The following is a 17,924-nucleotide window of genomic DNA, read 5'->3' as shown; positions in this document are numbered from 1 at the left end:
CGGGATGGCCGGCACGAGTCCGGCCATGACACGGGGGATGTCGCCCCGCATGGGCGGGAACGACCGCGGCGAGGTTTCGTCCCTCAGGCCGCCTTCTTCTGATAGTCCTTCACGTCCGAGAACTGGATCGCCTTGTAGCGGTCGACCTCGTACTGGAGGTTGAACATGTTCGGCGCCATGAAGACCGGCGCATCGTCGAGGTCCCGCGCCATCGACGAGAGATGGCTGTCGATGAACTTGTCGAGCTCTTTCGGATCGTCCGCCGTGATCCAGCGGCAGATGGAGAAGCGGGTCGGCTCGTAGTCGATCGGCAGGCCGTATTCGGCGCCCAGACGCTCTTTCAGCACGTCGAGCTGGAGCGCGCCGACCACGCCCACGATGGCCCCGGAGCCGTCCTGCGGCACGAAGAGCTGCACCACGCCTTCTTCCGCCATCTGCTGCAGCGCCTCGCGCAGCTTCTTCGCCTTCATGGCGTCCTGCAGCTTGATGCGGCGCAGGATCTCCGGCGCGAAGCTCGGCACGCCGCGGAAGACGATGTCCTCGCCCTCGGTCAGCGTGTCGCCGATGCGCAGGGTTCCGTGGTTGGGAATGCCGACCACGTCGCCGGCCCAGGCCTCGTCCGCGATGGCGCGGTCCTGGGCGAAGAAGAATTGCGGCGAGTTCAGGCTCATGGGCTTGCCCGTGCGCACGAGCTTCGCCTTCATGCCGCGCTGGAGCTTGCCCGAGCAGATGCGCATGAAGGCGATGCGGTCGCGGTGGTTCGGATCCATGTTGGCCTGGATCTTGAACACGAAGCCGGTCATGCGGCCCTCGCCCGCCTCGACGAGGCGCTTGTCGGCCTCCTGGCCGCGAGGCGGGGGCGCGTAAGCAGCCAGCGCGTCGATCAGGTCGCGGACGCCGAAATTGCGCAAGGCGCTGCCGAAGAACACGGGCGTCAGATGTCCCTCGCGGAAGGCCTGCAGGTCGAAGGGCTTGCAGGCCTCCTGGGCCAGCATCACCTCCTCCTGCCATGCATCGACTTCTTCCGGCGGCAGCAGAGTCACGAGCTTCGGATCGTCCGGACCGGACACGGCGGTCGGCTCCTCGTCCGTATCGATGCGCCGGACCATGTTGCGGTGCAGGTCGAAGGTGCCGGCGAAGCTCCGGCCCTGGCTGATCGGCCAGGTGACGGGCGACGTGTCGAGGGCCAGCGTCTTCTCGATCTCGTCGAGCAGATCGAAAGGATTGCGCGCCTCGCGGTCCATCTTGTTGATGAAGGTCACGATCGGGATGTCGCGCATCCGGCAGACCTCGAAGAGCTTGCGGGTTCGCGCCTCGATGCCCTTGGCGGCGTCGATCACCATGATGGCCGAATCGACCGCCGTCAGGGTCCGGTAGGTGTCCTCCGAGAAGTCTTCGTGGCCCGGCGTGTCGAGCAGGTTGAAGACGCAGCCGCCGTATTCGAAGGTCATGACCGAGGTCACCACCGAGATGCCGCGTTCCTTCTCGATCCCCATCCAGTCGGACCGGGTCGAGACGCGGTTCTTCTTGGCCTTCACCTCGCCGGCGAGCTGGATCGCGCCGCCGAAGAGCAGCAGCTTTTCGGTCAAGGTGGTCTTGCCCGCGTCCGGGTGGGAGATGATCGCAAAGGTGCGGCGGCGGCCCACGGGGGCCGGAAGATCGGTCATGGCGTTCAAAGAATTCTCTGGGAATGACGGTTAAGGGACAGAACGCCGCAGCGCCCCGCCCTTTCGCTGGGCTCTTCTGACCCCATATGGGGGTTTCCCGTCAACAGCGAAAGGAGGTGATCCAGTGTCTCATTGTCATACCCTACGGTCCCCGGTTGCCGTGACCTGGATCTTGGCCTCTGCCGAGATCGGTGCGTAACGCACACGCATCGTAGCGGAAAAGTGGAATCCGGTTTTCCGCACCCAACGATGCGCCCTTGAAGAAGGGGCATCGAATGGATCCCAAAAGTGGGGTCCACTTTTGGGTCCGATGCCTATGGCCGGCTCTAACGGGCCGTGGAACCGACAATGGAAAGGCCGCCTCTCGGGGCGGCCTTTCTTTTTGTCTCGGGTCTGGCTCAGCGGGGGTCCGATCAGCAATTCCCCTTCACGTCACGGCCGGGCCTGTCCCGGCCATCCCGATCCGATGAGGCGCAGCGCTCTTCCGATCGGGATCACCGGCACGACGCCGGTGATGACGACAATGCGTTTTCGTCAGCCCTTGAGATACTAAGCCCCGAGCAGCTTGCCCGTGCGCTTCGCCTCCGTGCCGGCCACCTTGGCGAGCCGCATGCCCTGCGTGACGAAGCGCACGGCGATGCGGGCGAACATCACCCCGGCGGTCGGAGCCTTGGCCGGGGTCACGGCCCCGGTCAGCGGATCGATGACCTCGGCGATCACCTCGCCCTCCGCCACGGTCGTGCCGACCTCGGTCCGGAACACCAGGATGCCGTTGGCCGGAGCCTGGACGGGCTCGGAAGCGGCGAGCGGCGTCGGCCGGCAGAGCGCCTCGGGCACGGCGGGAGCCTCGCCGGCAATGGCGCCGCGCAGGGTCAGGTAGTCGATCAGCGCGGCCGCATCGGCCCGTCCCGTCTCATGCGTGACGTCCCGCTCGCCCCGGAACTCGAGGGTCGTCGAGTGGCAGGCGAACGGAATCGGATGATCGGGGAAGCGCTCGGCCAGTTCCGCCCAGGGCCGGCTGCAGGCCTCGTCGAACGGCTCGTCGCCCGAGACGTCGGCAAGGAGATAGGCGTGGGCGCCAAGCAGCGCCGAGAGTGGGGCGAACTCCTCCTCCGAGCGGCCGTGGGTATAGAGATGCACCACGGCTTCCGAATCGCAGTGCAGGTCGAGCACGATGTCGGCTTCCTGCGCGAGCCCCAGCAGGGTCTTCTTCATGACCTCGGCGGCGTTCGACGGCCGCCAGGCTTCGAGCTCGGCCCGCAGGGCCTCCCGGATCACGCGGACATTCGCCTCCCCGTCCTGCGTGAGCCTGCCCTCGACCCGCTCGGCCACCTTGGGCACGAGGTGAGGATAGCCGCGGTTGAAGTTGACCCCGTCGGCCAGGTGGAAGCGGCCGATATGGTCGCCCATGACCCTTTGAGCGAGGCCGATGGGATTGGCGGACGGCACCAGGATGATCTCGCCCCTGATCCGGCCCTCGGCCTCGAGCGCGCCGAGGCGCTCGCGCAGGTGATGGGCGGCAATCATGCCGGGGATCTCGTCCGCATGGAGCGAAGCCTGGACATAGATGCGGGGCCGGGCACCCGCGGGGCCGAAGCGCTGGACCGTCAGCGACAGGTCCGCTCCGGGCGCCAGGGGGGACAGGGCAATCTGTTCTGTTTTCATGACTCGACAATCGGTGGCGGCCATAGGGCGAAGCGGCCCCATGGGTCGGGTTGACCCCGTCAGGTAGCCTGCCACCCCTGCGATTGGAAGACGAAACGCTGCGGATTCGACACGATGGCGGCCAACCCCTCCAGGGCCGGCTCCGGATTGACGATGGCGTAGACCGGCACCTTCCGGGCCCAGTCGTCGTGCGGAGCCTTGCGGTCGAAGGCCTCGCGGAAATCGCCCGCCTGGAGGATGTCGACCATGCGGGGCGCGATGCCGCCCGCGATGAAGACGCCGCCGGAGGATTCGAAGGTCAGCGCCAGATCGCCCGCAAAGCGCCCGAGGAAGCGCGCGAAATGCGCCAGCGCGTCTTTGGCGAGCGCATCGCCCTCGCGGGCTGCCGCCAGGACGTCGTTGGGAATCGTGAAGGGGCAATCGACGCCGCGATGGGCGGCGAGCGCCTTGGCGATGCGAAACAGGCCGGGACCGGACAGCACGACCTCTCCCGAGACCCGCCCGCCGACCTGCTCCAGATGCGGCCAGATCGCGGTCTCCTCGGCGTTCGTCGGCCCGAACTCCATGTGGCCCGCCTCGGTGGCGAGGATCGCCAGGCGGTCCTCCACGGGAACGAGCGCCCCCGCCCCGAGGCCCGTTCCGGGTCCGAGCACGACCTGCGCGCCGGGCTTGGGCGCAGGGAAGCTGCCGATCGGCGCAAGATCGCCCCTGGCCTCGTCGAGCACCGTCACCGAGGCGGCGACGGGCGTGTAGTCGTTGACGAGGGTCACCCGCTCGAGCTCGAGGGCCCGGCCGATGGCCTGCGCGTCGATCACCCAATGGGCGTTGGTGAGACGGATCGCGGGCGCATCCACCCGGGTCGCCACCGCGATGATGGCGGAGCGGGGCGCCGGCCCGTCATAGGCCTCGAGCGCGATCCTGATCGCCCCCACGGGGTCCGGGGTCTGCGCCGTCAGGGTCCTGGGCAGCAGCCGGACGGCGGCACCCGGCGCCGGCAGCATGGCGAAGCGGGCATTGGTTCCGCCGATATCCCCGAGCAGAACAGGAAATGCGAACATCGAAACCTATCGTCCTTTCCGCGTCACGCGCCCGATCCCGATGATCAGAACGCCTCTTCCCAGCTCCGGCTCAGGCGAACCGCGGAGTTGATGAGACCCACCATGGAATAGGTCTGAGGGAAGTTCCCCCACAGCTCTCCGGTCGTGAAATCCGCATCCTCGGAGAAGAGTCCGAACGAATTGCGCAAACTCAGAATGTGCTCGAACAGTTCCTTCGCCTCGTCCTTGCGCCCGATGACGTTCAGGGCATCCACGTACCAGAAGCCGCAGATCATGAAAGCCGTATGCATGAGGCCGAAATCGTCTTCCACATCATAACGCAGCAGAAGATCGCCGCGCCGCAGCTTCGAGCCCACGGCCTCCACGGTGGCGATGAAGCGCGGATCGTCCGGCTTCACGAAATCGAGCTCGGCGAGCAGCAGGAGCGTGGCGTCGAGATCCTCGCCGTCGAAGGACGACACGAAGGTGCCCTTCTCGGGATTGTAGGCGCGCTCGTTGATCACCCGGTGCATATGGTCGGCGTTCTCGCGCCAGAACGCGGCCCGGTCCTCGCGGCCCATGGCCTCGGCGATCTTGATGAGGCGATCGCAGGCGGCCCAGCACATCACGCTCGGAAACGTGTGCACGGCCGCCTTGGTGCGCAGCTCCCACGGGCCGGCATCGGGCTGGTCGAAGACCTCGAGGGCGCGCTGCCCCAGCTTCTCCAGATGGGAGAACAGGGCCCGGTTGCCGGTGCGGATCAGGCGCTTGTCCAGGAACGCGTGAACGGACGCCAGGACGATGCTGCCATAGGCGTCGTTCTGGATCTGCGTATAGGCCGCGTTGCCGACGCGCACCGGCCCCATGCCGCGGTAGCCGGCGAGCGCCGTCGCCTCGCGCTCCTCCAGGTCCGGCGAGCGCGTGATGCTGAAGAGCGGCGGCATGTCCTTCTGGTCGGGAATGGCCTCCATGTCGTCGACGATGTTGGTGATGTAGGTGAGGTATTCCTCCATCGTCTTGGTGGTGCCGAGCCGGTTCAGGGCCTGGATGACGAAATACGCGTCCCGTAGCCAGCAATAGCGGTAATCCCAGTTGCGCTTGGTGTGCGGCGCTTCCGGCACCGAGGTGGTGAGTGCCGCCACGATGGCGCCCGTCTCCTCGTAATTGCACAGCTTGAGCGTGATCGCCGCGCGGATCACTGCCTCCTGCCAGTCGAAGGGGATGGAGAGCGAGCGCACCCAGTCGCGCCAGAAATCCACCGTGCTGTCGAGGAACGCGCGGGCTGTGGAATCCGTCTCGGACCGCAGCGGCTCGTCCTCGCCGAAAAAGAACGACAGGGGCCGGTCCACCACGAAGGGGCGCTCGTCCTGCACGTAGGACACGGAGGCGTCGGTGGTGAGCCGCAGCGAATAGGCCGGGCCGACGAAGCGCAGATGGTTGCTGCCGCGGGTCAGGCTCGGCGGGCAGCCGCCCCAGTCGTAATGGGGGCGCAGCCGCACGCGGATGCGCGGGCGGCCCTTCACCGGGTAGACCCGGCGGATGAGCATCGGCGGCCGGAATGTGCGGTCGTAATGCTTGAAACGCGGGGCGAAGTCCGTCACCTCGAGGATGTTGCCGAAGGAATCGGTCATCCTGGACACGAGAACCGCCGTGTTCTCGAGATAGGTCTGCTCGCACGACACCATGCCCACCATGTCGATGGCGAAGACGCCTTTCTGCTCCGCATCGGTCTGGCCCTCGGGGCTGTCGAGCAGGGCGGAGAAGACCGGATCGCCATCGAAGCGCGGAAAGCAGCTCCAGACGATCTGGGCACGGCGGTCCACCAGGGCCGAGATCGTGCAGTTGCCGATAACGGCAAGATCAAGCGAACTCATGTCAGCAATCATCCCCTTTGAAAGGCAGGGTTCCCTCGAAAGCCCACGTGGACAGGCAATGTCGCAGATCCGCAGGCGTTCCAAGGCGAACCTTGGCAATGGTATCTCCAGCACCGATGCGCACTGACAGGCCGCCCTGCGCATTCACGGTCTTGAATCCGTTCTCGTCGGTCAGGTCATCGCCGACGAAGATCGGGCGCCGCCCCCTGTAGGGAGCTTCCTGAAGGAATCGTTCGATCACCTTGCCCTTCCCCGCCGCCGAGGGAAGGATTTCTGCCACAGCTTTCCCGTGTTGAACACGGTAATCCGCGCCAAGCGCCTCCACGGCCGCGTGGGCGGTGGCGATAGCGAAGTCCTTCTCGTGGGGAGCGAGGCGCCAGTGAACCGCGACCGAGCAGCCCTTGTCCTCGATGAGGACGCCCTCCTTGCCTGACACGATCGCGCTCAGGCGCTCGACCGTCGCGCGCAGGGCCGGATGCTCGCCGGGATCGCACATGGACATTTTCCCGGCGATCCGGTGCTCGAGCCCATGAAGTCCGGCCATGTCGAAAGCGTGGGGCACGAAGCGTCCGTCGAGGAACTCGACGGGACGGCCGCTGATGATGGCGAGCGCCCCGCCGAGCCGCTCCTGAAGCGTGGTCAGGACGGCGGGAAGAGACGGGTCCACCCGGACCGCATCCGGGCGCTCGACGATGTCTACCAGCGTTCCGTCGAAATCGAGAAAGAGGGCGTAACGCTCGTTCATGTCGGGCATCGGGCCTTGTCCTGCAGGAGCCTCACGCATTGGCTGGCGCAAGCCTCCGTCCCTTCGCGATCAGTCGCCGGATCCGCTGCTGCTTGCGCAGGCGGGAGGCGGCCAGCAGCATCTGGCCTGCCCAGCGATAGACATTGCGCTCCTTGACCTGATCGCGCATCAGCCGCATCCGCTCGCGCTGTTCGGGCTGAGGCATGGTGAGCGCGCGGTTGATGGCCTCTCCCATGGCGTGGGCATTGTAGGGATTGACGATCAGCGCCTCGGACAATTCGCGGGACGCGCCGGCGAAAGCCGACAGGATCAGCACGCCCTGCTCGTCGTCCCGCGCGGCCACGAATTCCTTGGCCACGAGATTCATGCCGTCGTGCAGGCTCGACACGATGCACAGATCCGCCGCCCTGAAGAGTTCGAAGACCTGGTCGGGTTCGTGATGGCGAATGAGGAGCTTGATCGGTTCGTAGTCGTCGCTGCCGTGCTTCTCGTTGATCTCGCGCGCCAAGGCTTCGGCCTCTTCCTGGAGCTGGCGGTAGTTGGACAGCTTGCTCCTGGTAGGCGCCGCCACCTGAACGAAAGCAAAATTTCCGTGCCATTCCGGATGTTCGGTCAGGAGCGCGTCGATGGCCTGCATGCGGTCGATGATGCCCTTCGTGTAGTCGAAGCGCTCGATGCCGACGCCGATGCGCATGTCCTGGGACAATCCCAGACGCTCGCGCACGATCCTGCGGCATTCCTCCACGGGCTTTTGCCCTTCCATGGCGGTGGGAGGCCATTCGATGGAGATCGGATAGGGCCGGATCAGGGTTTCCTCGCCGCCGAAGAACACCGAGTCCTTCTCCCGGTCGATGCGGCTCTCCACGTAGGAATCGACCGCGTCCAGGAAATTGTTGCAGTGGGCCTGGGTGTGGAAGCCGAGGATCGACGAGCCCAGGAGCCCGTCGATGATCTCCTCCCGCCAGGGACAGATGCCGAAGGTTTCCGCGTTCGGCCAGGGGATGTGCCAGAAGGTCACGATGGTCGCCCGGGGCAGCCGGTCGCGGATCATCCTGGGCAGCAGCGCGAAATGGTAATCCTGCACGAGGATGATCGGGTCCTCGCGCTTGGCCTCGGCCACGATCGCGTCTGCGAACTTCTCGTTGACGGACCGGTAGAACTGCCAGTCCGCCTCCCGGAAGATCGGCCGCACGAAGGCGATGTGGCACAGGGGCCAGAGGCCCTCGTTGGCCGCGCCGTAATAATAGCCGTCCTGCTCCTCTTCCGAGAGCCAGACGCGGCGCAGGGTATAGGACGGGTGGTTCGGGGGAACGGGGACCCGGTCATTGGCGTCGACGGTTTCCCGGTCGGCCGTTCCGCTGCCGTGGGCGACCCAGGTGCCGCCGCAGGCGCGCACCACCGGCTCCAGGGCCGACACGAGGCCGCTCGCCGGGATCTGCAGGGAGATCTCGCCGCCCTCGGTGCGGTTATGGATGTAGGGCTCGCGATTGGACACCACGATGACCTCGGAGCCGGACAGCTCGTTGGACAGGGCCGCCCGCAAGGTCTCCGGGCTCCAGTCCGTATGGGCCGCGTCGATCGTCCGCCGCGAGGCTTCGAGCTCCTGGAGGACGTCGCGGATCTCCTGTCCCAGCGGGATGATGTTCTCCTCGACGGGCGGATTGGCATTGCCGGTTCGGGCGCTCTCCAGGGCCTGCCGGATGGAGGCGAGCCACCGGCGCATGATGATGGCCGCGATCATGGCGGCGAGCGCCGCGGCCCCGAAGGCGACGCCGGCCAGGGCGAGGAAGAGATAGTTCCTCGCCTCGCCGCCGCGCTGGTCGGCATAGCTCAGGTCGTGCAGGACCACGAGATGGCCCGGACGGTTCGGGGCATTGAGGGGAAAGGAGCTGACCAGGACGTTGTGATCCTGGTTCCGGACCACGGAAAAGCTTTCCGCATCGGATCGGGACGCCTCGGCGCAGGAGAAGGACGGCGGCATGTTGCTGGTGGGGAAGCGCAGCTCCTGCCCGTCGCAATAGCCGATGGCGAGAACGCGCTCGTCCGAGGCGATGCGCTCGAACAGGATGCCGGCCTGCTGCGTGTCATTCCGGGCGAGCAGCCCGCTGATCTGGTCCCGGACGGAATTGAACACGAGACGGGATCGCAGCTCGACATCGCGGCGCGACCATTGTTCCACGAAGGATGTAGCAAAGGGCAGCACGGCCAGGATGACGATGGCCGCGACAAGCATTGCGATACCGCCAAAGCGGAAGATGATCCTCAAAACTCTAGCTTCCTCAAGATGTTCGACAGTGCCATCGGGTCCCTCGGGACGGGCTGCCAGGCCGGCCGCCGGACGTCGGGTTCGATGGAAGACCGCAGGCGTGCGCGGCCTTCGCCCCTGTTATGGGCTTGAAGGCGGAACTTTCCAGGCTTGAGCGGAACAGGAACGGTCGTCGAGCCATGCTTCAAACGCAAACCGCGGCCGGTGCTGTCGCCACCGGCCGCGGTCTATCGGCGTTTCAGGACAGGCGGGATCAGTGCTCGCGGAACGCGCGGGCGATCTGCTCCTGCATCGGCTTGAAGAAATATTCGAACGGGGTGCGCTGGTTCACCTCGACGAAGACCTCCGCCTGCATGCCGGCGATGAGATGGATGTTCTCGAGCTTCTTGACCTCGTCCTGCGGCAGCTCGATCCGGATCGTGTAGAAGGTCGCGCCGGTCTGCTGATCGCGGGACACGTCGGCCGAGATCCGCTGGACCGCCCCGTGCAGGTCCGGGACCATGCGGGCGTTGGAGGCATGAACCTTCACGGTCGCCTTCTGGCCGATCTTCACTTGGTCGATCTCATTGGGCAGCACCTTGGCCTCGAGCTCGAGCTTGTCGTTCACCGGCACGATGTTCATCACCGGCTCGGCCGGCGAGATCACGCCGCCGATCGTGTGGATGTTGAGCTGGTGGACAAAGCCGTCACTGGGCGCGCGGATGTCGATGCGCTTCAGCTGATCCTCGGCGGCCACGCGCCGCTCGGTGTACTCGGCGATCTTGCCCTGGATCTCGCGGAGCTCCTGCATGGCCTCGGCGCGCATCTGCTCGTCGATCTGGATGATCTGGAACTGGGTCTCGGCGATGCGGCTCTCGGCCTGGGCGACCGCCGCGATGAGCTGGCCGCGCTGGCCCTCGATGCTGGCGGCGTCGCGCTCGAGCGCATTCAGGCGCGTGATCGGGACCAGGTTCCGGTCGTAGAGATCACGAACGCCCTTCAGCTCGGCCACGATCAGATCCGCCTCGCGGGCCTTCGCGGTCTGCTGCGCCTTCAATCCCACGATCTCGTCCTGGGACTGGGCGATGCGCTTCCTGAGCTGGTCCTTCTGCGCGTCGCGGGAGGCGCCGCGCGCCGTGAACAGCGTGCGCTCGGAGGACATGATCTTCTGGACGGCCGGATCGTTGAACCGGTTGGCGAATTCCTCGGGCGTCTTGACCTCGGTCGCGCCGTCGCGTTCCGCCTCGAGGCGGGCCTGACGGCCGAGATACTCGTCGAGCTGCTTGGCCACCACCTGCAGGTTGGCCCGGGTCATCGTCTCGTCCAGGCGGATCAGGAGATCCCCCTGGGCGACCCGGTCGCCCTCCTTGACCTTCAGCTCGCCGACGATGCCGCCGGTCGAGTGCTGGACCTTCTTGACGCTGGTGTCGACCACGAACTGGCCGCCGGCCACCACGGCGCCGGACAGGGTCGAGGTGGCGGCCCAGAGGCCGATCGTCCCGCCGAAGAGGGCGATCATCGCCACGCCGCCGATGGTGGACTGACGCAGGATCCGCTGGTGGACGGAGGGTTTTTTGGGAGCTTGAACGACCAACATTTAACCAACCTCTCGCAGGTTCGCCGCCTGGGCGGCCGGGGCCTGCTGCGGCCGCACCGGAGCGGGTGCCGGCGTCGCATTGCGTTTCATGACGGACTGCAGAACCTCGTCGCGCGGCCCCGCGGCCTTGATGCGGCCCTCTTCCATGATGGCGACCTGATCGACCTGGCCGAGAGCGGCCGGGCGGTGGGTGATGACCACGACGACGCCGCCGCGCTTGCGCACCGACAGGATGGCCTGGTTCAGGGCCTCGTCGCCGGCGCCGTCGAGGCTGGCGTTCGGCTCGTCGAGCACGACCAGGAACGGGTTGCCGTAGAGGGCCCGGGCGAGGGCCACGCGCTGGCGCTGGCCGCCCGACAGGGAGGCTCCGCCCTCGCCGATCCGGGTGTCGTAGCCGTCGGGCAGGTTGAGGACGAGCTCATGCGCACCAGCCGTCTGGGCGGCCGCGATCACGTCCTGCGGCTTCGCATCGGGCTGGAAGCGGGAGATGTTCTCGGCAATGGTGCCTTCGAACAGTTCCACGTCCTGCGGCAGGTAGCCGATGTGGCGGCCGAGCGCATCCGGCTCCCACTGGTCGAGAGCCGCGCCGTCGAGGCGGATTTCGCCGCGCAGGGTCGGCCACACGCCCACGAGGGCACGGGCGAGGGTCGATTTGCCGGAGGCGCTCGGCCCGATGAGGCCGAGGCCCTGGCCGGCCTGGAGCTGGAGCGTGGCGGCCTGGACGATCGGCAGCGAGGCGCCGGGAGCCCCGATATAGACCTCCTCCACCGACAGGGCGGCCTTCGGGGCCGGCAGCGGCATGCGCTGGCCCTGGGCGGGCACCAGGGTCATGATGTGCTGCAGGCGGCGGTAGGCCTGGCGGGAGGCGGTGAAGCCCTTCCAGTGGGCGACCGCGATCTCGATGGGAGCCAGGGCGCGGGACATCAGGATCGAGCCGGCGATCATCAGACCGCCCGACATCTGGCCCTGGATCACGTAATAGGCGCCGAGGCCGAGGATGGCCGACTGGAGCACCATGCGGAATACCTTGGCGAAGGCGCTGATGCCGGCCGAGGATTCGCTGGCGAGCAGGCCGTCATTGACGTGGCGGACATGCACCTCGTCGTAGCGCTTGGCCAGGAAGCCCAGCATGCCGTTGGCCCGGATGGCCTCCGCGTTGCGGCGGCTGGTCTCGGCCATGGCGTGACGCTCGGCGCCGCTCTTGGTCACCTCGTAGGAGGGAGCCTTGCTCTTGGCGTCCGTGTACAGGGTCAGGATGATGATGACGACGCCGCCGACCACCGACATGACGCCGATGCCGGGATGGATCATGAAGCAGCCGATGAGGAAGATCGGCATGAAGGGCATGTCGAACAGGGCCGTGGGGCCGAGGCTCGACAGGAAGCCGCGGATCGTGTCGAGATCCCGGATCGGCTGCATGCTCTCGGCCTGCTTGGCTCCCTTCAGCGGCATCGTGGCCACGAGGTCGAAGACGCGGTGCGACAGCAGCTCGTCGAAACGAGCCCCGATGCGGGCGAGCATCCGGCCGCGCAGCATGTCGAGGCCGCCCGAGAGGGCGAAGGCCGCCAGCGTGATCAGCGAGAGACCGATCAAGGTGGGAATGCTTCGGCTCGACAGCACCCGGTCATAGACCTGGAGCATGTAGATGGAGCCCGTGAGAGCCAGAAGGTTGACCACTGCCGAGAAGGCGGCAACCCCGGTGAAGGAGGGAAGGCAGGACTTCAGAGCGTCTTGGACCTCTGTGCTTTCTTCCCGATTTCTCGATGCCTGCTTCATGTTGTCTTTCCAGTAGGCGGACCAGTGACCCGGCGCCATCATGATTGTAGAGCCGCCGCGTAAGGTTATACCTTACCACAACGTTTGCCATCTGACGATGGCTGCGATGTCGGGCTGTGGCCCCACAAGAGTATCTCGTTATAGTTAGGCCTGGAAGGCCAGGTTTCTCAGCACTCTTATGGGTATCGAGATGCCCCTAAGGTGGTCGCGTTCCGTAACGACACCTTTTGTAACCCTATTATATGTAACACTGTCAACAAAAACTTCGAGGCCGGCCTGCGAATTTTACGCCCCTCTTCGTTCGGAGAGGTTATGCAATGCAATGACTTAACGCCAAGGATAACGCTTTGGTAAACTTTTAGGGTTAACGGTCTCTGACCTGGAAATGAGGTCGGAATATGGACATCAACATACGTTCTCAGGACGGCAGCGAAGCCGCGAAACGGACCGGCGCATCGTCCGCCGGCGACGCCCGGATCGACCCCACGGCCAGCGCGGCCCTGGAAGAAGCCATCAGAAGCGCGAAGCTTCGCCCGAAACCTTCCTCTCCCGAGGTACCGGTCCGGGAGAACGTCCCGCCCGGCACCAAATCCTCCCCGGTCCGCTTCCTGACCCAGGCCGCCGTGGCCCTCGTGCTCGTCGGAGCCGGGTGGTCGGCCTCCTACGTGGGAACCCTGGCCAACCGGGATGCCGTTGCTAGGCTCGAGGCCGAGACGGCCCGCAGCCAGGAAATCCTCGCCCGGCTGAGCACGGATCTCGACGCCCTGCGGGAGACGGTGGTCGCGTTCAAGGACGTCGAGCACACCGCGTCGACCTCCTCCGCGTCCGAGCAGACGAAGCTCACGGATAGGATCGAGCGCCTCACCGCCAGCCTGCAGGAGCCCGCCACGAAGATGTCCGGTCTCGAGGATCGGCTCGACCGGATGGAGAGCCAGATCCTGACCACCCTGGCTGGTTTGAGCGCGAAGCCGCCAGCGCCGACGACGCCTCCGGTCACGGAAGCGGCCCTCAAGGAGGAAGCCCCTGCCCCGAAGCCGGAAGCGGTCGCGCTGAAGCCGGAATCCCCGGCTCCCAAGCCGGCGAGGAGCGAACCGGTCGACGGATGGGTCCTGCGCGAGGTTTATGACGGCGCGGCCCTGGTCGAGAACCGCAATCGACGCCTCTACGAGGTCATGCCGGGCGGCATCCTCCCGGGTGTCGGCCGCATCGAGGGCATCGAGCGTCGGGGCGCCCGTTGGGTCGTGGTGACCGACAAGGGGTTCATCGGCACCTATCGCTAATGAGGGATGATTGCTCTCAGCCCGTAGACGAGCCCCGCGAACACCGCGAGGCTTGCCCCATATAGGGCCACGAACCAGAGCAGGCGCTTCGAACGCCGCTCCGGCGGACGGTGCGTCTCGGGCCGCATCAGTGATAGCCGTAGCCGCCGCCGGAGATCTCGTCCGCCACCTTGCCGCGGAAGACGTAATAGGCATAGGCCGTGTACGCGAAGGTCATCGGCAGCACGATCGCGAAGCCCACCAGGGCGAAGAGCTGGGAGTTCACCGTGTTGGCAGTGTCCCAGATCGTGAGGCTCGGCGGCACGATGTACGGGAAGAGGCTGACACCGAGGCCGAGATAGCCGAGCAGGAACAGACCGACCGTCAGGAAGAACGGGCGCACATGGCGTCCCTCCTCCAGATCGCGCAGGAGCCTGTAGGCCACATAGGCCGTCACCAGGGGGATCGGCGCGAGAAACGCGATGTTGGGCCATGAGAACCAGCGCGTCTCGATCTGCCGTCCGAGGAAGGGCACCCACACGGACACGGCCGCCATGGCGACGACCGTGGCGACGAGGAAGCGCACCGCCATGCGCCGGGCCCAGATCTCCAGTTCGCCCGTGGTCTTCATCACGCACCAGGTCGCGCCGAGAAGCCCGTAGCCGAAGATCAGGCTGAGGCCGGTGAGCACGCTGAACGGCGTGAGGAAATCGAAGGTGCCGCCGGTGAACTGGCGCCCGTCGGTGGAAAATCCCTGAACGAAGGCGCCCAGCACCATGCCCTGGAAGAAGGTCGCCAGCAGGGAACCGAAGAAAAAGGCGTTGTCCCAGAGGAATTTCGAACGATCCGCCTTGAAGCGGAATTCGAAGGCGACGCCGCGGAAGATCAGCGCGATCAGCATGAGGATGATCGGCACGTAGAGGGCCGGCATGAGGACCGCATAGGCGATATGGAACACGGCGAACAGACCGCCGCCGCCGAGAATGAGCCAGGTCTCGTTGCCGTCCCAGATCGGCGCGACCGAAAACATCATGCGGTCGCGCCAGTTCTCGCTGCGCGCCGCCTTGAACAGGATCCCGACGCCGAGATCGAACCCGTCGACGATCACGTACATGGCCACCGCCACGGCGATGAGCCCCGACCAGATCAGCGGCAGCCAGAAGGCCAGTCCTTCATGGTCCATCCCGAAGCCGAACATGCCTCGTCCTCCTATTCCGCTGGCTGTGCACGGTGTCCAGAGCGCCCTTCGAGTCCTTCGTCCGGCACCGAGAACGGACGCTTCGGCTTCTTGTCGAGATCGTCCCCGCGGATGTCTTCGACGGGATCGGGCCCGCGCCGCAGGAGCTTGGCGAGATAATAGGAGCCGAAGCCGAACACGAAGGCGTAGACGACGACGAAGGTGAGGAGCGATGCGGTCACCGCGCCGGCCGCGATGGGCGACACCGCGTCCGCCGTCCGCAGATGCCCGTAGACCACCCAGGGCTGGCGCCCGATCTCGGCGGTGAACCAGCCGAAGAGCACGGCGCCGAAGCCCGAGGGCGTCATGATCATGGCGGCGGTCAGGAACAGCCTGTTGCTGAACAGCGTGCCCTTCCAGCGCAGATACAGGCTCCACAGGCCGATCCCGAGCATCGCGAACCCGATGCCGACCATGATGCGGAAGGAGAAAAAGACCGGCCAGACGGGCGGGCGCTCGTCCCGGGGAACCTCCTTCAGGCCGGGCACGACGCCGTCGAAGGCATGCGTGAGAACCCAGCTGCCGATTTTCGGAATGCCGATCTCGTAATGGTTGGTCTCCGCGACCTCGTCGGGAATGGCGAAGAGGCGAAGCGGCATGTTCGCCATGCGGTCCCAGTTGCCCTCGACGGCGGCCAGTTTCGTCGGCTGGTACTTGAGCACGCCGAGGCCGTGAAGATCGCCGATGACGATCTGGATCGGCACGAAGATGGTCGCGAACCACAACGCCATGGACAGGGAGCGTCGCGACCCCGCGAGCTTCGCCGCCGGGGCGTCGTGCGGATGGCGCAGCAGCATCCAGGCGGACATGCCGGCGACCGCGAACGCCGTCGTCAGGTAGCAGCCCATGACCATATGCGCATAGCGCAGGGGGAAGGACGGATTGAACACCACCCTGAACCAGTCGACCGGCACCGCCTTGCCGTTCTCGATGGCGAACCCGTCGGGCGTCTGCATCCAGGAATTGGCCGACAGGATCCAGAAAGCGGAGATCAGTGTTCCCAGGGCCACCATGCAGGTGGCGAAGAAATGGAGCCGGTCACCGACCCTCTCCCAGCCGAAGAGCATGATCCCGAGGAAGGCCGCCTCCAGGAAGAAGGCCGTGATGACCTCGTAGGCGATGACCGGACCGAGCACGTTGCCGGTGAATTCGGAGAAGCGCGACCAGTTCGTGCCGAACTGATAGCTCATGACGATGCCGGATACGACGCCGAGGCCGAAGGAAACCGCGAACACCTTCACCCAGAAACGGAAGAGCGTGCGGTAGAGCGGGTTTCCCGTGCGAAGCCAGTTGAATTCGAGCGCCGCCAGCCAGCTGGCGAGACCAATGGTGAAAGCCGGAAAGATGATGTGGAAGGCGATCGTGAACGCGAACTGGATGCGCGAAAGCATCAGAGCGTCGAATTCCATGTCCGCTTCCCCTCGTGGACCTACCTGCCTGCTTTTAGGGCGGAGGCAGGCAGGGACCAGGGGAGTACGGCTCAATGAGCCCGCAAGGGTGGAGCATATTCCGCCTGGAGCGGGCGCCATCCGGTGCTCAGGCGCTGCAGGGCCTCGAACTCGATCGGATCATGGCTGCAGAAGATCTTGACGTCGCTGCGCCCGTCATTGGCGAGATCCCGCAGCCGCTCCTGGTTCTGAAGGCGCAGCGGCCGGTTCTCTTCCATCAGCCGCTGATAAGCCGCGAGACCCGGCGTGCAGGACGGGTCCGCGTCCATCTCGTGCCGGTAGAAATAGGCGTCGCCCGCATTGAGCAGCCATCCCTCCGGCGTGTCGATGGCGATCCCGGCATGGCCCATCGTGTGGCCCGGCAGAGGAATCATCAGGATCTCCGGCGGCAGCCCGTCGAGGTCGCGCACGGAGCCGAAGCCGAACCAGCGCTCCCCGGTGGGATCGTAGAACCGCCAGTCCCGCACCTCGTCCCATTGCCCGGGACTGTAGCGGCGCCGGTGGATGAAGCCGTGCCTCACCTCGGCCTCCTCCACCTCCGCGCGCAGGACATGAACGACGGCGTCCGGAAAGTCCTCGAGGCCGCCGGCATGGTCGAAATCGAGATGGGTCAGCACGATGTGGCGCACGTCACGGGGCGAGAAGCCGAGGCTCTTCACCTGTTCCAGCGCCGTATAGCGATGCTCCAGCTGGATACGGTTCGTGTGGATGAAGAGCGGGCTGATCCGCCCGTAGGGATCCTCCACGTCCCGGGAGCCGAAGCCCGTATCGACGAGGACGAGCCCGCTGTTGTCGGTCTCGACCAGGAGGCAATGGCAGATCAGCCGTCCCGTCAGGCCCCGACTGACGCCATCCCACAGCCGTCCGCCGACAGGACACATGCAGCCGCAATTGAGATGATGGATGCGCATCGGAGGCCTCGCTGGAATGAAAGTGGCGAAGCCCTAACGGGACAGGCAGGAAAATGTTCGACCACCGGACGGGCCGGCGGAGGGCCGCCTGCCCCTCACTTGCGGCAGGCGAAGGGCGGGAACGTGCTCGCCGTTCCGGCATTCATGGCGGCCACGACCATCATGTTGGCGAGGTCGAGTTCCTCCGCCGAGCGCGGGCAGACATCGCCCTTCGTCGTGCAGCCCGAGGCCAGGAAGGCCTCATGGCGCTCGAGGAAGTCCCGGCCCAGACCCTTCGTGCCCCGGTGGGCAAGGGCGTCCGACCACGCCTTCCTGTAGCGGGCGCACTTGATCTCGGGCCAGCTTTGGGGCTCGGTTGCCTGCGCGCGGGCCGGCGCCGTTTCGCCCGCCACGAAGCATGCCAGGCAAGCCGCAAGGGCAACCCCCATGGTCCAACGTGCCATCACAGTCTCGTCCGTTCGAT

General features: G+C 66.0%; 13 protein-coding genes. 1 reads left to right on the top strand and 12 read right to left on the bottom strand.

Going from position 1 to position 17,924, the window contains the following annotated elements; translation table 11 throughout:
• Positions 1-83 precede the first annotated feature (83 nt).
• The 8 genes from HPT29_RS03310 to HPT29_RS03275 all read right to left on the bottom strand — a co-directional run bounded on the left by HPT29_RS03310 (position 84) and on the right by HPT29_RS03275 (position 12,606).
• A complete protein-coding gene (locus tag HPT29_RS03310; protein ID WP_173949974.1) occupies positions 84-1,667 on the bottom strand; it encodes a peptide chain release factor 3 in 1,584 nt (527 codons plus the stop codon).
• A gap of 549 nt (positions 1,668-2,216) precedes the next feature.
• Positions 2,217-3,332, bottom strand: coding sequence for a succinylglutamate desuccinylase/aspartoacylase family protein (locus HPT29_RS03305; protein WP_173949973.1), 1,116 nt, complete (start codon positions 3,330-3,332; stop codon positions 2,217-2,219).
• 59 nt (positions 3,333-3,391) lie between these two features.
• Positions 3,392-4,333: a glucokinase gene (locus HPT29_RS03300; RefSeq protein WP_371823237.1), complete on the bottom strand. Its 942-nt coding sequence runs from the start codon at positions 4,331-4,333 to the stop codon at positions 3,392-3,394.
• 101 nt (positions 4,334-4,434) lie between these two features.
• On the bottom strand, positions 4,435-6,243 hold the full coding sequence (locus HPT29_RS03295; RefSeq protein ID WP_173949971.1) for a glycoside hydrolase family 15 protein: 1,809 nt from the start codon (positions 6,241-6,243) through the stop codon (positions 4,435-4,437).
• A 1-nt stretch (position 6,244) separates the two neighbouring features.
• Positions 6,245-6,997, bottom strand: coding sequence for a trehalose-phosphatase (otsB, locus tag HPT29_RS03290; protein ID WP_259060455.1), 753 nt, complete (start codon positions 6,995-6,997; stop codon positions 6,245-6,247).
• 22 nt (positions 6,998-7,019) lie between these two features.
• Positions 7,020-9,254 (bottom strand): alpha,alpha-trehalose-phosphate synthase (UDP-forming), encoded by a 2,235-nt coding sequence (locus HPT29_RS03285; RefSeq protein WP_173949970.1) that lies wholly within the window; start codon positions 9,252-9,254, stop codon positions 7,020-7,022.
• Positions 9,255-9,507: 253 nt separating this feature from the next.
• Positions 9,508-10,830, bottom strand: a complete 1,323-nt coding sequence (locus HPT29_RS03280; RefSeq protein WP_173949969.1) for an HlyD family type I secretion periplasmic adaptor subunit — start codon at positions 10,828-10,830, stop codon at positions 9,508-9,510.
• Positions 10,831-12,606 carry a type I secretion system permease/ATPase gene (locus HPT29_RS03275; RefSeq protein WP_173949968.1) on the bottom strand — a complete coding sequence of 592 codons (1,776 nt, stop codon included), beginning with the start codon at positions 12,604-12,606 and terminating at the stop codon, positions 10,831-10,833.
• 398 nt (positions 12,607-13,004) lie between these two features.
• Between HPT29_RS03275 and HPT29_RS03270 the strand changes: the two genes are divergently transcribed.
• Positions 13,005-13,886, top strand: coding sequence for a hypothetical protein (locus tag HPT29_RS03270; RefSeq protein ID WP_173949967.1), 882 nt, complete (start codon positions 13,005-13,007; stop codon positions 13,884-13,886).
• A 127-nt stretch (positions 13,887-14,013) separates the two neighbouring features.
• On the opposite strand, the gene cydB is transcribed toward HPT29_RS03270, so the two are convergent.
• The 4 genes from cydB to HPT29_RS03250 form a co-directional block, all read right to left on the bottom strand.
• Positions 14,014-15,063 (bottom strand): cytochrome d ubiquinol oxidase subunit II, encoded by a 1,050-nt coding sequence (gene cydB, locus HPT29_RS03265; RefSeq protein ID WP_173949966.1) that lies wholly within the window; start codon positions 15,061-15,063, stop codon positions 14,014-14,016.
• Between the two features lie 11 nt (positions 15,064-15,074).
• Positions 15,075-16,511, bottom strand: coding sequence for a cytochrome ubiquinol oxidase subunit I (locus HPT29_RS03260; RefSeq protein WP_173949965.1), 1,437 nt, complete (start codon positions 16,509-16,511; stop codon positions 15,075-15,077).
• A 71-nt stretch (positions 16,512-16,582) separates the two neighbouring features.
• A complete protein-coding gene (locus HPT29_RS03255) occupies positions 16,583-17,461 on the bottom strand; it encodes an MBL fold metallo-hydrolase (RefSeq protein WP_173949964.1) in 879 nt (292 codons plus the stop codon).
• Between the two features lie 95 nt (positions 17,462-17,556).
• Positions 17,557-17,904: a hypothetical protein gene (locus HPT29_RS03250; protein WP_173949963.1), complete on the bottom strand. Its 348-nt coding sequence runs from the start codon at positions 17,902-17,904 to the stop codon at positions 17,557-17,559.
• Positions 17,905-17,924: the final 20 nt, after the last annotated feature.

Source organism: Microvirga terrae, from assembly GCF_013307435.2.
Lineage (GTDB): Bacteria > Pseudomonadota > Alphaproteobacteria > Rhizobiales > Beijerinckiaceae > Microvirga > Microvirga terrae.
This window is presented reverse-complemented; position numbering and strand designations above follow the sequence as displayed.

Bases quoted from the DNA above. Each gene is read 5' to 3' on its own strand.
- HPT29_RS03310 (WP_173949974.1), bottom strand. From the start codon at position 1,667: ATGACCGATCTTCCGGCCCCCGTGGGCCGCCGCCGCACCTTTGCGATC.
- HPT29_RS03305 (WP_173949973.1), bottom strand. From the start codon at position 3,332: ATGAAAACAGAACAGATTGCCCTGTCCCCCCTGGCGCCCGGAGCGGAC.
- HPT29_RS03300 (WP_371823237.1), bottom strand. From the start codon at position 4,333: ATGCTGCCGGCGCCGGGTGCCGCCGTCCGGCTGCTGCCCAGGACCCTG.
- HPT29_RS03295 (WP_173949971.1), bottom strand. From the start codon at position 6,243: ATGAGTTCGCTTGATCTTGCCGTTATCGGCAACTGCACGATCTCGGCC.
- otsB (WP_259060455.1), bottom strand. From the start codon at position 6,997: ATGCCCGACATGAACGAGCGTTACGCCCTCTTTCTCGATTTCGACGGA.
- HPT29_RS03280 (WP_173949969.1), bottom strand. From the start codon at position 10,830: ATGTTGGTCGTTCAAGCTCCCAAAAAACCCTCCGTCCACCAGCGGATC.
- HPT29_RS03275 (WP_173949968.1), bottom strand. From the start codon at position 12,606: ATGAAGCAGGCATCGAGAAATCGGGAAGAAAGCACAGAGGTCCAAGAC.
- HPT29_RS03270 (WP_173949967.1), top strand. From the start codon at position 13,005: ATGGACATCAACATACGTTCTCAGGACGGCAGCGAAGCCGCGAAACGG.
- cydB (WP_173949966.1), bottom strand. From the start codon at position 15,063: ATGTTCGGCTTCGGGATGGACCATGAAGGACTGGCCTTCTGGCTGCCG.
- HPT29_RS03260 (WP_173949965.1), bottom strand. From the start codon at position 16,511: ATGGAATTCGACGCTCTGATGCTTTCGCGCATCCAGTTCGCGTTCACG.
- HPT29_RS03255 (WP_173949964.1), bottom strand. From the start codon at position 17,461: ATGCGCATCCATCATCTCAATTGCGGCTGCATGTGTCCTGTCGGCGGA.
- HPT29_RS03250 (WP_173949963.1), bottom strand. From the start codon at position 17,904: ATGGCACGTTGGACCATGGGGGTTGCCCTTGCGGCTTGCCTGGCATGC.